11 protein-coding genes are annotated in these 15207 nt (G+C 72.0%); 8 read left to right on the forward strand and 3 right to left on the reverse strand.

Going from position 1 to position 15207, the window contains the following annotated elements:
* Positions 1-114: 114 nt before the first annotated feature.
* Positions 115-999, reverse strand: a complete 885-nt coding sequence (locus tag ACGFIQ_RS24310; RefSeq protein WP_393247170.1) for an RNA polymerase sigma-70 factor — start codon at positions 997-999, stop codon at positions 115-117.
* Positions 1000-1167: 168 nt separating this feature from the next.
* Here ACGFIQ_RS24310 and ACGFIQ_RS24315 point away from each other — a divergent pair, with 168 nt between their 5' ends.
* Positions 1168-1551, forward strand: coding sequence for a DoxX family protein (locus ACGFIQ_RS24315; RefSeq protein ID WP_393247172.1), 384 nt, complete (start codon positions 1168-1170; stop codon positions 1549-1551).
* Between the two features lie 29 nt (positions 1552-1580).
* On the opposite strand, the gene ACGFIQ_RS24320 is transcribed toward ACGFIQ_RS24315, so the two are convergent.
* Entirely contained in the window at positions 1581-2048 is a 468-nt protein-coding gene (locus tag ACGFIQ_RS24320; RefSeq protein WP_393247174.1) for a hypothetical protein, read from the reverse strand.
* Positions 2049-2283: 235 nt separating this feature from the next.
* Positions 2284-4950 (reverse strand): glucosidase, encoded by a 2667-nt coding sequence (locus ACGFIQ_RS24325; protein ID WP_393247176.1) that lies wholly within the window; start codon positions 4948-4950, stop codon positions 2284-2286.
* Between the two features lie 81 nt (positions 4951-5031).
* Between ACGFIQ_RS24325 and ACGFIQ_RS24330 the strand changes: the two genes are divergently transcribed.
* The 7 genes from ACGFIQ_RS24330 (at position 5032) to ACGFIQ_RS24360 (ending at position 15173) form a co-directional block, all read left to right on the forward strand.
* The gene (locus ACGFIQ_RS24330; protein WP_393247178.1) at positions 5032-6975 is read left to right on the forward strand and encodes an amylo-alpha-1,6-glucosidase; all 1944 of its coding nucleotides are present in this window, start codon (positions 5032-5034) and stop codon (positions 6973-6975) included.
* A gap of 136 nt (positions 6976-7111) precedes the next feature.
* The gene (locus ACGFIQ_RS24335; RefSeq protein ID WP_393247180.1) at positions 7112-8446 is read left to right on the forward strand and encodes a glycosyltransferase family 4 protein; all 1335 of its coding nucleotides are present in this window, start codon (positions 7112-7114) and stop codon (positions 8444-8446) included.
* An 83-nt stretch (positions 8447-8529) separates the two neighbouring features.
* Positions 8530-10410, forward strand: a complete 1881-nt coding sequence (locus tag ACGFIQ_RS24340; protein ID WP_393247182.1) for a protein kinase — start codon at positions 8530-8532, stop codon at positions 10408-10410.
* 119 nt (positions 10411-10529) lie between these two features.
* Complete coding sequence (locus ACGFIQ_RS24345; RefSeq protein ID WP_393247184.1) at positions 10530-12164, forward strand: protein kinase; 1635 nt, start codon at positions 10530-10532, stop codon at positions 12162-12164.
* A gap of 102 nt (positions 12165-12266) precedes the next feature.
* Entirely contained in the window at positions 12267-13076 is an 810-nt protein-coding gene (locus ACGFIQ_RS24350; RefSeq protein ID WP_393247186.1) for a metal-dependent hydrolase, read from the forward strand.
* A complete protein-coding gene (locus tag ACGFIQ_RS24355) occupies positions 13073-13981 on the forward strand; it encodes an amidohydrolase family protein (protein ID WP_393247188.1) in 909 nt (302 codons plus the stop codon). The genes ACGFIQ_RS24350 and ACGFIQ_RS24355 overlap by 4 nt, the downstream gene beginning before the upstream one ends.
* A 160-nt stretch (positions 13982-14141) precedes the next feature.
* Complete coding sequence (locus ACGFIQ_RS24360; RefSeq protein ID WP_393247384.1) at positions 14142-15173, forward strand: LacI family DNA-binding transcriptional regulator; 1032 nt, start codon at positions 14142-14144, stop codon at positions 15171-15173.
* The last annotated feature ends 34 nt before the right edge of the window (positions 15174-15207 follow it).

Consider the following 15207-nt stretch of genomic DNA (forward strand, 5'->3'; position numbering starts at 1 on the left):
CCGCGGGGCATCGATCCGCTGTAGTGCCCCTGCGGGGCATCGCTGCCGCTGTGGTGCCCCGCGGGGCACCGATGCCCGCCGACCAGGCATGTCGCCCCTTGCGACGCTGCCGGCTCAACGACGCAGGCCGGCCTCGCGCCGCATGTGCGACAACTTCTCGGGGTTACGCACGGCGTAGATCGCGGTGATCAGGCCCTCGTCGAAGCGCAACGCGATGACCGTGTCGATCCCGCCGTCGAGATGGAAGACCAACGCCGGGTGCCCGTTGACCTGGGCCGGTCGCAGCGACATGGCCGCGGCCCTGGCCTGTCTGCTGGCCAGCAGGCGGGCCACCCGGTCGGCTCCCACGACGGGCCGCAGCAACGCCTGTTTGATCCCGCCGCCATCGCCGAGGAACACCACGTCCGGTGCGAGGACGTCGAGCAACCCCTGCACGTCGCCCGTTTCGACAGCCCGCCGGAACGCGTCGAGCGCCCGTCGGGAGTCGGCCGGAGAGATCGCCCCGCGGGGTCGGCGCGCGGCGACATGCGCTCGCGCCCGGTGCGCGATCTGGCGGACCGCCGCCGGACTCTTGTCGACGGCTCCGGCGATCTCGTCGTAGTCCAGCGCGAAGACCTCGCGCAGCACGAACACCGCCCGCTCGGTCGGCGCGAGCGTCTCCAGCACCAGCAGCATCGCCATCGAGACGCTCTCGGCGAACTCCACGTCGTCGGCGACGTCCGGTGCGGTCAGCAGCGGCTCGGGCAACCAGGAGCCCACGTAGGACTCCCTGCGCCGGCCGACCGCGCGCAGCCGGTTGAGCGCCTGGCGGGTGGTGATCCGGACCAGGTACGCCCGCGGATCCCGCACCGTCGCGAGATCCGCGTCCGCCCACCGCAGCCAGGTCTCCTGGAGTACGTCCTCGGCGTCGGCGGCCGAGCCGAGCAACTCGTAGGCGACGGTGAAGAGCAGGTTCCGGTGGTTGACGAACGCGTCGACGGCGGTGCCATCCCCACTCATCACTGTGCTCCGCTCCAGTCTTCTCGTTCTCGACCGCGTCGCCCACCGGACACCGGTCCCCCGCCCGCTGTGACACCTGACGCCTGTGTGCCGCATCACCCGCCAACCTGTCACAGCGCGTCGGCCGGTGGTGTCTCCTGTTCGACCCGCAACGGACGGAGGAACCTCATGAACCTGGCTCTGTGGATCGCGGCCGGACTGCTTGCCGCACTCGCCCTGGCCGCCGGCAGCACCAAGACATTCGTACCCAAGGAGAAGTTGGCCGCCGCCAACGGCGGTGGGTGGACCGACGATGCCAGCGTGGGCTTCGTCAAGACCCTCGGGATCCTCGAACTCCTGGCCGCGGTCGGCCTGATCCTGCCCGCCGTGCTCGACATCGCACCGGTGCTGGTGGCGGTGACCGCCGTCTGCTGGGTCCTGCTGATGGTCGGCGCGATCATCACGCACCTGCGGCACGACGAAGCACGGCTCGTCGTGCTGAATCTGGCCTATCTCGCGCTGGCCGCCTTCGTGGCCTGGGGCCGGCTCGGCCCCGAGCCCTTCACCGGCTGACCCGGCCCGGCACGGGCCAGACCAGAGCCTCACCCGTCGGACAGCGTCTTGATGCCATGGGTGTCGAGCAGCGCGGGCAGCGGGTCCGCGAGACCCCGGCGCGCCGGTCGCCAGATGTGGCCCACGTTGACCGACGAGATGGGCCCCGGCACGTCGTACGGGCCGCCGCGGGGAAAAACCGTCAGCGTGCTCCCCCACATCCCCGCGTCCGCCCAGCCCATGCGCTCGATGTCAGCCCAGGCGTACGAACGCCGCAGGCCGGCGCGCCCGCGAGTCAGCAGCCCGATGTCGTCCGCGAGGACCGCGTTCCGCCAAGTGGTGAACGCCAGGATGATCGAGGCGGCGCTCAACAACAACCCGGCCCAACCGACCCGGTCGAACAGCACCCCGACGAGGACCAGGGCGACCACGAGAGCGCCCGGGATCGCGATGGCCGGCCAGACCCGGGACTGCCCGAGGACAAGCACCTCACCTACTGGTTCGACCGGTTCCCCCATGGACGTCCACGATAGTGAACGAGTCACACATTCGCGTCGATCCACACGCTCCCGTGGCGACTGCCCGCCGCCCGCCGCCCGCCGCCCGCCGCCCGCCGCCCGCATGATCGTGCTCGATCCAGGATCGAGTGGCCTCCCGGCGCCAGCGACACCACTACAACATGGATCGAGCGCGATCATGCCCACAGGGGCAGCGGATCGGGGCGCGAGGCCCGTGCACACCTGCGGGACGGGGTCAGCGGCGGAGGGTGAGGATCAGGTCGGCCACCAGGGCGGTCCAGCCGGTCTGGTGCCAGGCTCCCAGGCCGGCCCCGTTGTCGCCGTGGAAGTATTCCGGAAAGGAGATCAGGTCCCGCCAGTCCGGGTGGGTCTGGAAGAGCTGGCACGCCCCGTAGATCGGCCGTCGAGCCCAGTCGTCCTGGGTGAAGAGCGAGATCAGCCGGGCCGAGAGGTCGTCGGCGATCTCGTCGAGTGTGCGCTTCACCCCGGAGCGGGTCGGGTATTCCACCTGGAGGTCGTCGCCGAAGAACGCCGCGTAGTCGCGCAACGCGCTGACCAGCAGGAAGTTCGTCGGCATCCAGATTGGACCCCGCCAGTTGGAGTTGCCGCCGAACAGGCCGCTCGTCGACTCGGCCGGCTCGTAGCCGACGGAGAACTCCTGGCCGCCGAGGGTGACCGAGAACGGCTTGTCCAGGTGCGCACGGGACAGCGTACGCAGGCCGAAGTCGGACAGGAACTCGTCGGGGTCGAGCATCCGGGCGAGCAGTCGGACCACCTGTTCCGGACCGACCATGGACAGCAGTCGCTGCTGCCGGCCGTCCGGGCCCAGTCGGCGGGTGCCGATCACCTGTGCGTACTCCGGGCGGTTGGTGAGGAACCAGCGCAGCCGCGCGCCCAACTCCGGTAGGCGGTGCAGGGTCTTCGCGGTGAGCCGGGTGGTCGCGGCCAACGGCAGCAGGCCGACGACGGAACGGACCTTCAACGGCACCTTCGTGCCGTCGACGAGGCGCAGCACGTCGTAGAAGAACGCGTCCTCGTCGTCCCACAACCCCTGTTCGTACGCGGCGGCGGCGATGTAGAGGAAGTGCTCGAAGAACTTGGTGGCGGTGTCCACCCAGGTCCGGTCATGCTCGGCGAGCACGATCGCCATGTCCAGCAGGTTGAGCGCGTACATGGCCATCCAGCCGGTGCCGTCGGACTGCTCCAGCACACCGGCCACCGGCAGCGCCGCCGACCTGTCGAACGGCCCGACATTGTCCAGCCCGAGGAAACCACCCTCGAAGACGTTGTTGCCGCCGGTGTCCTTGCGGTTGACCCACCAGGTGAAGTTGAGCAGCAGCTTGTGCATCACCCGGCCCAGGAACTCGTAGTCCCGACCACCGTCGATCTCGAACACCTTCAGCGCCGCCCACGCGTGCACCGGCGGGTTCACGTCGCCGAACGCCCACTCGTACGCCGGAATCTGTCCGTTGGGGTGCAGATACCACTCGCGCAGCAGGAGCAGCAGTTGTTCCTTGGCGAAGCCCGGGTCGACCCGGGCGATGCTGACGCAGTGGAAGGCCAGGTCCCAGGCCGCGTACCAGGGATATTCCCACGGGTCGGGCATGGAGATGACGTCGAAGCTGGTCATGTGCCACCAGGCGCTGTTGCGCCCGTGTCGGCGCCCGGCCGGTGGTGTCGAGCCCGGGTCGCCGTCGAGCCAACGTTTGACGTCGAAGTGGTAGAACTGCTTGCCCCACATCAGCCCGGCGATGGCCTGCCGGGCCACCAGCGCCTCGTCGGCGGTGGCGGCCGGCGGGATGACGCCGGCGAAGAAGCGGTTCGCCTCGGCCCGCCGCGCCCACACCACGGCCTCGAAGCCCTCGCTGAGGTCGGCCGGGGGTGGCGGCGCGGCGGCCGGCGGTGACGCGGTGCGGGTCAGCCGCAGTCGGATCTGGCGTTGCCCGCCGGCCGGCACGTCCAGCACGTAGTGCAGCGCGCCCTTGGTGCCCTCCCGCGCGGGGTTGACCGTGGCCGCGCCGTTGACGACGTGGTCGTTGATGCCGTCCTTCGGGTACGGCGAGCGGCCGGGCAGACCCCAGAGCCGCTCGGCGTTCGTGTCGTTGTCACAGAGCAGCGGCACCGGGCCGCCGTCACCCTCCAACAGCAGTTGACCGAGCACGCGGTGCTCGCCGACGAGCCGGGTGCCCTGGCCGGTCAGCTTCGGGATGCGGTCACCACCGGGCAGGCCCCACGCCCACGTGTTGCGGAACCACAGGGTGGGCAGCACGTGCAGGGTCGCCGCCTGGTCGCCCCGGTTGGCCACGGTGACGACCATGCACAGGTCGGTCGGGGACGCCTTGGCGTAGTCGACGGTCACCGCCCAGTACCTGTCGTCGTCGAAGATCCCGGTGTCGACAAGCTCGTACTCGGTGTCGTCGCGGCCGCGCAACGCGTTCACCGCGACGAGTTCGTCGTACGGGAAGGCGGCCTGCGGGTAGTGGTAGCGCCAGCGCATCCAGGAGTGCGTTGGAGTCGAGTCGAGATACCACCAGTACTCCTTCGCGTCCTCGCCGTGGTTGCCGCTGTCGCCGCCGAGGCCGAACATCCGTTCCTTGAGGATCGGGTCCTTGCCGTTCCACAGCGCCAGAGCGAACGCGAAGGTCTGTCGTTCGTCGCAGACGCCCGCCATCCCGTCCTCGTTCCACCGGTAAGCTCTGGACCGCGCGTGGTCGTGTGGGAAGTAGTCCCAGGCCGTACCGTGCTCGCTGTAGTCCTCCCGTACCGTCCCCCACGCCCGTTCGGACAGATAGGGACCCCATGCGCGCCAGTCCTGCTCCCCCGAGTCCGCCTGGGCGAGCCGGAGCCGCTCGGCGTCGGGTGGCGAGGCGTCGGAGGACGATCGGTCAGTGATCACGTGCATATCTTTGACGTCGCCGCGGTGCTTGACCACAGCGGCCATTCTCGTCGTGGCGTGTTACACCCCGCCGCCGGTGGAGGAAAGTTGATTGACATTCACTTCGGTCCGCAGGTCTGCGGCGATCTGACCAGCGCGGCCAGCCGGGAATGGCTGGTTCCGGACGGTCTCGGCGGCTATGCGATGGGCACGGTCGCCGGGCTGCGGACCCGCCGCTACCACGGTCTGCTGGTCGTTCCCGGTGAAACCCCGGCGTCTCGCCAGGTGGGACTGGTCAGTCTGGATCCGGCGGTCACCCTGCCGTCCGGTGCGCGGGTGCGGCTCGGCGCGCACGAGTGGTCCTCCGGCGTCGTGGATCCGCGTGGCTTCGAGCTGTTGGAACGCTTCGACCTGGTCGACGGCCTGCCCCGGTGGCGGTGGCGGATCGGCGCGGTGGTGATCGAGCGGGAGGTGGCCATGCTGCGCGGTCGCTCCTGCGTGGCGGTGGTGCACCGGCTGATCGCCGGTGGGCCCGTCCGGCTGGAGCTGTCGGCCGCCTGCACCTGGCGCGACGCACACGGCGAGCGGCGGGCCGACGGCCCGACCCCGCAGGTCGAGTCGGTGGCCGGCGGTGCGGTGGTCGAGGGCGCGTACCGGCTGGCCGGGCCGGGGTGGGCGCCCGAGGGGCAGTGGTGGCTGGGCGTACACCACCGCGAGGAGGCCAACCGGGGCCTGCACCCGGACGAGGATCTCTGGTACGCGGGGCGTTTCGTCGGCGAACTGGACCGTCCCGGCGACACGGTGTCGGTGCGGGCCTGGGCCGATCCGCTCGACCTGGAGCCCATGGCGGCGGAGGAGATCGTGGCGACGGCCCGGCGGCGCAACCGGCAGGTGGTGGCGACGGCGAAGCCGGCCGACGACGTGGAGGCCACCCTGGCGCTGGCCGCCGACGCGTTCGTGGTGCGCCCAGGCGACGCGGCGGTGGACGTGGTCGCCGGTTACCCCTGGTTCGGGGCCTGGTCCCGGGACACGATGATCTCGTACGAGGGGTTGTTCCTCTGCACCGGCCGGGCCGACCTGGGAAGGTCGCTGCTGCGGTCGTACGCGGCGACGCTGTCCGAGGGGATGCTGGCCAACACGGCCGACACCGGCCGGGTGGAGTACAACACCGTCGACGGCACGTTGTGGTTCCTGCACGCGGTGAGCCGGCACGTCACGGTCACCGGTGACACCGATCTCGGCGACGAGTTGTTGCCCGCGCTGCGTGCGGTGATCGACGCCCACGTGGCCGGCACCCGCTACGGGATCGCCGTCGACCCGGCCGACGGGCTACTCGGCCAGGGCGCCGCCGGCACCGCGCTGACCTGGATGGATGCCCGGGTGTACGGGGTGCCGGTCACCCCGCGTACCGGCAAGCCGGTCGAGGTCAACGCGTTGTGGATCAACGGGCTGGCCGGGCTCGCGGAGTTGACCGAGCTGGCCGGGCAGGACGCGGACGAGCTGTGGCGACGGCACGGGCAGGCGACCGCCTCGTTCCGGGAGCGGTTCCCGGCACCGACCGGCTGGCTGCACGACGTGCTGGACGCGCCCGCGCCGGCGTATCCCCTGGGTGGGGCCGCCCTGCACGACGACGACGCGCTGCGTCCCAACCAGTTGCTGGCCTGGTCTCTGCCGTTCGCGCCGCTGGAGCCGGACGAGGCGACGCTGCGCCGCGTCGCGGACGGGTTGCTCACCCCGCTCGGGCCGCGCAGCCTCGCCCCGGATTCGACCGAGTTCGTGGGCCGGCACCGGGGTGGCCCGGCCGAGCGCGACGGGGGCTACCACCAGGGCACGGTGTGGCCGTGGCTGCTCGGCCCGTACGCCGACGCCGCCCGCCGGGGAAAGATGTCAGTCGATGACACGTTCGTGGGGATCGAGTCTCATCTGACCGAATATGGATTAGGCTCGGTAAGCGAGACGGCCGACGGCCTCGCGCCGCACTCCGCGACCGGCTGCCCATTCCAGGCGTGGTCGGTGGCCGAGCTGCTGCGGGTGCGCCGAAGGGGCCAGTAGCGCTTTACACGACCGCAACGGTGGTGTTGCCGCCGGTTATTTCGGTCCCGGCAGGATTGGCCCCGATCCAGACGCGACGGCGGCATCAATCCGGTGTCGGTCGGCGCGCGCCCGGGGACAACTCAAAGGGGGCCGCATGTCACCCGACGCCCACGTGATCGACATCCACCCCGCCCGGCAGCTGCGGGTGCTGATGCTGTCCTGGGAATATCCGCCGGTGCTCGTCGGCGGCCTCGGCCGCCACGTACACGCCCTCTCCGTCGCCCTCGCCGCCGCCGGCCACGAGGTCACAGTCGTCACCCGCCACACCGACGGCGCACCCATGGAGGAGTACGCCGACGGCGTCCGCATCCTGCGCGCCCCCGAAGACCCGGTCGCCTTCCCCCTCGCCACCAGCTCCCTGCTGGCCTGGACCATGGCCTTCAACCACACCCTCACCCGCACCGCCCTACGCGCCACCCAGGCCGGCTCGTACGACGTCATCCACGCCCACGACTGGCTCGTCGCCCACACCGCGATCTCCCTGGCCGAGCACCTGGACCTGCCCCTGGTCACCACCATGCACGCCACCGAGGCCGGGCGACACCAGGGCTGGCTGCCCGACGAGATGAACCGCACCATCCACGGCATCGAGCAGTGGCTCACCAGCGAGTCCGGCCGGGTGATCGTCTGCTCCGGTTACATGCGTGAGCAGGTGAAGGCCCTGTTCGACATCCCGGCCACCCAGGTCGACGTGGTGCCCAACGGGGTCGACGGCCGGGCCTGGCGGGCCCGTCCACGCGCGGTCGCGTCGGCCCGGGCACGGTTCGCCGGCGACGGCCCGTTGGTGGGGTACGCCGGGCGGCTGGTCTACGAGAAGGGCGTCCAGCACCTGGTGCACGCGGTGCCCCGACTGCGCGAGCGGCATCCGGGGCTGCGCGTGGTGATCGCCGGCGACGGCCCGTACCGCGCCGAGTTGGAGGCCCAGGCCCGCCGGCTGGCGCTGTCCTCGACAGTCCGGTTCACCGGCTTCCTCGATTCCACCCAACTGCCGGCGATGCTCGGTGCCACCGACGCGACAGTGGTGCCCAGCCTCTACGAGCCGTTCGGCATGGTGGCGTTGGAGGCGGCAGCCGCCGGGGCGCCGCTCGCCGTGGCCCGCACCGGCGGCCTCGCCGAGATCGTGGAGTCCGGCGTGACCGGAGTGACGTTCCCGCACAGCGACCCGGACGCGCTCGCCGGTGCGGTCGGTCAACTGCTCGACGACGAGATCTTCGCCCGGAGGGTGGCGCGCCGGGCCCGCACCATGGTCGGCGAACAGTACGGGTGGACCACGATCGCGGCCCGCACCGCCGCCAGCTACACCGCTGCCCGTCGGGAGCACGGCCCGCTACAGACCCGCCGTGCCACGGCCCAACTGGCTGGTGGACGTGCCCGGATGACCATCCCGGAGGGAAATCTGCTGGCGCGCGTGGACCACGCCGCCTGCTGAGCCAAGTCGGACGACCGATAGGTGACTCCCGATCCGCTGGTTAGGGTGAAGCCCGGACAGCGGCTGAGGAGGAGCGTGCGCAGGTGCTGATCGCCGGTCGGTACCGGCTGCTCGACCTGGTGGGTCGCGGGGGCATGGGTCGGGTGTGGCTGGCCCGCGACGAGATGCTGCACCGCGAGGTCGCCGTCAAGGAGATCGTGCCGCCGACGTGGCTGGCCGACCACGAGCGCACCGAGGCGCGCTCGCGCACCCTGCGGGAGGCCCGCGCCGCGGCCCGGCTCAACCACCCCGCCGTGGTCCGGCTCTACGACGTCATCTCGGTCGACGACAACCCGTGGATCGTGATGGAGTACGTCCCGTCCCGCACGCTCCAGGACCTGGTGGACGCCGAGGGGCCGCTGGAGCCGGCCCACGCCGCCCGGATCGGCCTCGCCATCCTCGACGCGCTGCACGCCGCGCACACCGCCGGGGTGCTGCACCGCGACATCAAGCCACAGAACGTGCTCGTGGCGCACGACGGTCGGGTGATGCTCACCGACTTCGGGCTGGCCACCTTCGACGGCGGCGACGGGGTGACGACCCGCCCCGGCATGGTCCTCGGCTCCCCGCAGTACGTGGCCCCGGAGCGGGCGGCCGAGGGGGCGTCCACAGTCGCCGCCGACCTGTGGTCGCTCGGGGCGACCCTGCACGCCGCCGTGGAGGGCCGCTCCCCGTACGCCCGCAGCACCGCGATGGCCACCCTGAGCGCACTGGCCGCCGGCCCGCCGGACCCGGCCCCGCACGCCGGGTCGCTCGCGCCGGTGCTCGCCGGGCTGCTGCGCCGCGACCCGCGCCACCGCCTCGATCACGACGCGGCCCGCCGGTTGCTGATCCGGGCCGCGGCCGGCCACACCGACCCGACCCCGACATCGGAGTCCGCGTCGTCCTCGGAGTCACCGTCAGCGTCCGGGTCTGCGTCAGTGTCCCGGTCGTCGCCCGGGTCGTCCTCGCGGCCGGCGTCAGCGTCCGGGTCATCGTCGGCGTCGACGTCCGGGGCGGGGTCATCGTCGGCGTCGGCGTCCGGGGCGGGGTCGGCGTCGGCGTCCGGGGCGGGGTCGGCGGGTCGGCTCGATCCGGCGCCGGGCGACCCGCCCGCCGGGGCCGACGAACTGGCCGGTCAGGAGCCGACCATCCCGCTTCCCCCGCCCGGTCAGGCCAACGGACCGGGCGATGCGGTTCCGGTGCCCGACGAACCGAAGGGGCGGCGCACGACACGGCGGGCCGCGCTGGTCGCCGTGTCACTACTCGTGGCCGCGGCCGCCGGCGTCGGCACCACCCTGGCCGTCACCGCCGACCGACCCGCCGACACCGCCCGGACCTCCGACCCACCGCCGTACGCACCGCCGGGCGGCGGCGGCCCGTACGGCCCCGGCCCTGGCCCCGACCGGCGCCGACCACCACCGGGCGGGCCCGGCGTGCCCCCGCCACCGTTCGACTGCGTGCGCCCGGACATCGGCGGTGCGCCGGTGCCGGCCCGCGCCCCGGCCCCCGGCGAACGGTTCCGGCCGCCGTCAGGCTGGATCTGGCACGCCGACACCGCCGGCTTCTGGGTCTCCGTGCCGGCAACCTGGTACTACTCGCGCGACGGGGTGACGGCCTGTTTCCAGGACCCGGCGACCGGCCGGGCGTTCAGCGTCGCCGCGGGCGGCGCCACCGATCCGCTGGTCGGGCTGCGGCAGGTCCGCGACGCGGCGGCCGGAGCCGGGGCACTACCGGAGTACGACGAGATCCGACTCGCCGCGCGCGACGGCGGTGCGGAGTGGGAGTGCCGCTGGCGGGCACCGGACGGGCCACTGTTGCACGCCCGACAACTCGTCGTCGGCGCCGCACCCTGGACACTGGGTTGGATCACCGCCGACGAAGACTGGGCGGCGGCCGACGCCGACTGGGCGATGGTGCGAAGGAGTTTCCGACCACCCCGCTGACCTGCACCGTACGGCCATGATCCGGACCACCGTCCGGCGTGGATCGAGGCCGCTCAGCGGATGAGAACACCGAGATCGGTGGCTATCGTGTAACCCGGGGTGACCGAGGGGGAGCGACCGTGCATCAGTTGCTGATCGCGGGTCGGTACCGGCTGCTCGACCTGGTCGGCACCGGCGGGATGGGCCGGGTGTGGCTTGCTCGTGACGAGATGCTGCACCGCGACGTCGCGGTGAAGGAGGTCGTGCCGCCGTCCTGGCTGGCCGAGGCCGAACGCGAGGAGTTGCGGCTGCGGACCCTGCGCGAGGCCCGCACCGCCGCCCGGCTCAACCACCCCAACGTGGTGCGCATCTACGACGTGGTGCACGACCGGGAGAGCCCGTGGATCGTGATGGAGTACGTGCCGTCCCGGTCGGTGCAGCAGATCATCGGTGCCGAAGGTCCCCTGAGCCCGCAGCGCACCGCCCGGATCGGGCTGGCGGTGCTCGCCGCGCTGCGGGCCGCGCACGCCGCCGGGGTGCTGCACCGCGACGTGAAACCGCACAACGTGCTGGTCGCCGACGACGGGCGGGTGGTGCTCACCGACTTCGGGTTGGCCACCTTCGACGGTGGTGAGGGTGCGATGACCGGCCCGGGCACGGTGCTCGGTTCGCCGCAGTTCGTCGCGCCGGAGCGGGCCCGCGAAGGGGTGTCGGATCCGCGTACCGACCTGTGGTCGCTGGGCGCGACGCTCTACGCGACGGTCGAGGGGCAGTCACCGTACGCCCGGTCGAGTGCCATGGCGACGCTCAGCGCACTGGCCACCGACCCACCGGACCCGATGCGCCGCGCCGGTCCGTTGCGCCCCGCGCTCACCGGCCTGCTGCAACGCGACCCCTGGCGGCGGTTGACCGCCACCGAGGTGGAGCCGCTGTTACGCGCTGTCGCGGCGGACCACGACCAGCCCGTCGCACCGGTGCGGTCCTCGGCGGTGGCCGCGGTACGCAGCGCGAGCCGGGCCGTCCTGCCCGACCCGGTCGAGCCGCAGGCCCCGCCCGACGAACCGCCGACACCGACTCGCCCGACGGGAAAGCGGCCCGGCACACGGCTTCGTCTGATCGTTCTGGGCGGAGCGACGACCGCCCTCCTCGTCGCCGCGGGTGTGACGTTGACGCTTGTCGGCCGCCACGTCGAGCGGACACCACCGTCCGGCTCCGGAGGCGGCACGCCGACCTCCCGGCCGGCCGCGTTCGCCTGCGCGGCACCGCCGCCACCGCCGTCGACGGCCACGCCGGTGGCCTCGGTGTCGCGCCCGGCCGACGCGCCCTACCGGCTCCGCGACGGCTGGACCTGGCACGTCGACCCGACCGGGTTCCGGATCGCCGTGCCGGTGGGCTGGACACGCTGGACCGAGGGGGCGGTGACCTGTTTCCGGGAGCACGACGGCGCCCGGGTGCTCAGTGTCGAGGCGGGGCCCGTGCGGGCCGACCCGGTGGCGTACTGGAAGGCCGAGGAGACGCGCCTCACCACCGGCGAGGCGCTGCTGACCGGCTACCGCAGGGTGGACATCTCCGCGATGGACATCTTCGAGGGCGGCGCGGTCTGGGAGTGCGGCTGGGTGAACGCCGCCGGCGACGAGTTGCACAGCTTCCGGTTGCTGGCCAACACCTCGGCCGAACGTTCCTACACCGTCTCGTGGTTGACAAAAGAGTTCGACTGGCAGGTCAACGCGGCATACTTGCCGATGATCCGGCAGAGCTTCAGCCCCACGGCGTGATCCCGTCCGATGTGGACCTTCCGGGTGATGCCCCTGCGGCGCCGACGCTGACTACAGTGGCGTAGTTTTGGCGCTCAAGATCCCTGGGGAGGGTGAGCCGAGATGATGGGACCGCAACACGCGCTGTCCGGCGCGGCGGCGTGGTTGGCCGGGTCCTGGGCACTGGACCAGTTCGCCGACTATCACCAGTCGCCGCTCGCGTTGGCGGTGGGCACCGCGGTGTGTGCCGGCGGCGCGCTCTTTCCCGACCTCGACATGTCGGGCAAGGTGACCAGGAACCAGGGTGGGGCCACGGTGGCCCGCACCTTCGGCGTCTTCTCGCTCTTCGCCGCCGAGGTGATGGAGAAGATCTCACTCGGGGTCTACTACGCCACGAAGCTCAGCAGGGACCCGCGCCGCAACAACGGGCACCGGACGCTGACCCACACCCTGCCGTTCACCGTGCTGGTCGGCTGGGGCACCACCGCGCTCTGTGCCGCGTACGGCAAGTGGGCGGTGATCACCATCCTGTTCTTCATGTTCGGCCTCGCCCTGCGCGGGCTGTTCGACGAGTGGGCCGAGCGGGCCGGTTGGGTGATCATCACGCTGGCGTCGGCCGGGGCCGCCTGGTTCACCTTCGCCAACCTGCCGGGTGGGCGCGGCTATCCGCTGATCGGCACCGCCCTGGGGGTGGGCTGCTTCGTGCACATCCTCGGCGACATGATCACCCGAGCCGGTGTGCCGATCCTCTGGCCGATCCCGGTCAAACGACGCATGTGGATGATGATCGGCCTACCGAACCGCTTCGCCCTGCGGGTCGGCAGCAAGGCCGAGGTGGTCGGAATGCGCATCGCGCTGACCGTCGTCTCGGCGCTGGCCACCGTCGGCCTGATCGCGCCCTCGGTGCTGAGCCGGTTCGACATCGAGATGTGACAGGTCCGACGCTCGGGTCACCGCCGACGGCCGACGACCGGGTGCCGGCGTTCTGGCACGCGCTGGGGCTGCCCGGCCTTGCCGACGTACACGTGCACTTCCTACCGCCACGGCTGATGCGCCGGGTGTGGGCGTACTTCGACGCGCCCGGGCCGCTGGTCGGCACCGAGTGGCCGATCCGGTACCGGTGGAGCGATACCGACCGGGTCGCGCACCTGCGCCGCCTCGGGGTACGGGCGTTCAGCGCCCTGGCGTACGCGCACCGGCCGGGCATGGCGGCCGACCTCAACCGCTGGACGCTGGAGTTCGCCCGCGACACCCCGGGTTGCCTGCCCTCGGCCACGTTCTTCCCCGAGCCGGACGCCCCCGGATACGTCGAGGCGGCGCTGGCCGGCGGGGCCCGGGTGTTCAAGGTGCACGTGCAGGTCGGTGGTTTCGCGCCGACCGACCCGGCGTTGGACCAGGTGTGGGGGATGCTGTCCGACGCGGATGTGCCGGTGGTCGTACACGCCGGGCACGCCCCGGTGGGAACGGCACACACCGGCCCCGACTCGTTCGCCGCCCTGCTCGCCCGGCACCCTCGACTGCCCGCGGTGGTGGCGCACCTCGGCGCACCGGACTATCGGGAGTTCATGGACCTCGCCGAGGCGTACGAGCGGGTCCGCCTGGACACCACGATGGCGTTCACCCCGTTCCTGGACCAGTTCGTCCCCTTTCCCAGCGACGAGTTGCCCCGGCTGCGCGAGTTGGGGTTGGCCGGCAAGGTGCTGCTCGGCAGCGACTTCCCGAACATCCCGCACCCGTACGCCGACCAACTGGCCGGGCTGGCCCGGCTGGGCCTCGGCGACGACTGGCTGCGCGCGGTCTGCTGGGACAACGCCGCCGCGCTGTTCGACCTGACCTGACGCCCCGTGCCCGCGGGGTGACCGGAATTCTCTTCGACATCGGCTATTGACGTCGCCGTAACAGGTGGCCTAGCGTCTGTCGAACCGCTTCGTCGAAACGTTTCGACGATCATCCGGGAGCGATCCCACGCCTGGCCAGAGGAGGTGCGCGGTGGCCACCATGCACGACGTCGCCCGCCTCGCGGGCGTCTCGGTCAGCACCGTCTCGTACGTGCTCACCGGCGCCCGGCCGATCTCGCAGGCCACCCGGGGCAAGGTGCTCGCCGCGATGGCCGAGCTCGACTACCAGCCCAACGCGATGGCCCGTGGCCTGGCCAGTCGCCGCAGCCGGATCCTCGGCCTGCTGATGCCGATGGACGAGCGCGGCCTCGGTGCCACCGAGACCGCCTTCGTCACCGGTGCCGCGGCGGCGGCCAGCGCGGCCGGCTACCACCTGGTGCTCTCGCCGGTCGGTGGTGGAGACCTCGACGACCTGCGTCGGCTGGCCACCCAGCGGATGCTCGACGGTGTCGTGCTGATGGAGGTCCAGCTCGCCGACGAGCGGGTCACCGTGCTCCAGGACGCCGGCGTGCCGCTGGTCCTGATCGGCCGCACCGGCGACACCAGCGCGCTCTCCTACGTCGACATCGACTTCGACCAGACCGTCCGGGAGGCCGTCGCGCACCTGGTCGGTCTCGGGCACCGGCGGATCGTCTACGTCAACCACTCGGCCGCGACGGTGGCCAGCGGTTACGGGCCCGCGCTGCGTACCCGGGACGCCTTTGTCGCGGCGATGACCGGGCACGGCCTCGACCCGCTGATGATCACGGCCGAGGACAGCGCCGCCGGCGGTCGTGCGGCCCTGGCCGCCGCGTTCGCGCAGGCCCCGGAGCTGACCGCCGTGCTGGCCATGAACGAGACCGCGATCTTCGGCATCCTGGGCGAGCTGACCGGGCGTGGGTTGTCGGTGCCCGAGGACGTCTCCGTCGTCTCGATGGTCACCTCGACGCAGGTGGCAGAGTTGGCGACCCCCGCGCTGACCGCGATGACGTCACCCGGGTCGGCGTTGGGTCGGATCGCGGTCGAGGCGCTGGTGCGCCACCTGGACGTCGCGGGCGATCAGCGCCACCAGCAGTTGCTGCCCTGCGCGTTGGAGATCCGGGGATCGACAGCCGCACCACGAAGCCGCCACCTCATGGGGGCTGACCAGTAAGAACGGCCCGCCGCCGCGCTGCAACGCGACGACG

Origin of the sequence: Micromonospora sp. NPDC048898 (assembly GCF_043198035.1) — a bacterium.
Taxonomy (GTDB): Bacteria; Actinomycetota; Actinomycetes; order Mycobacteriales; family Micromonosporaceae; genus Micromonospora.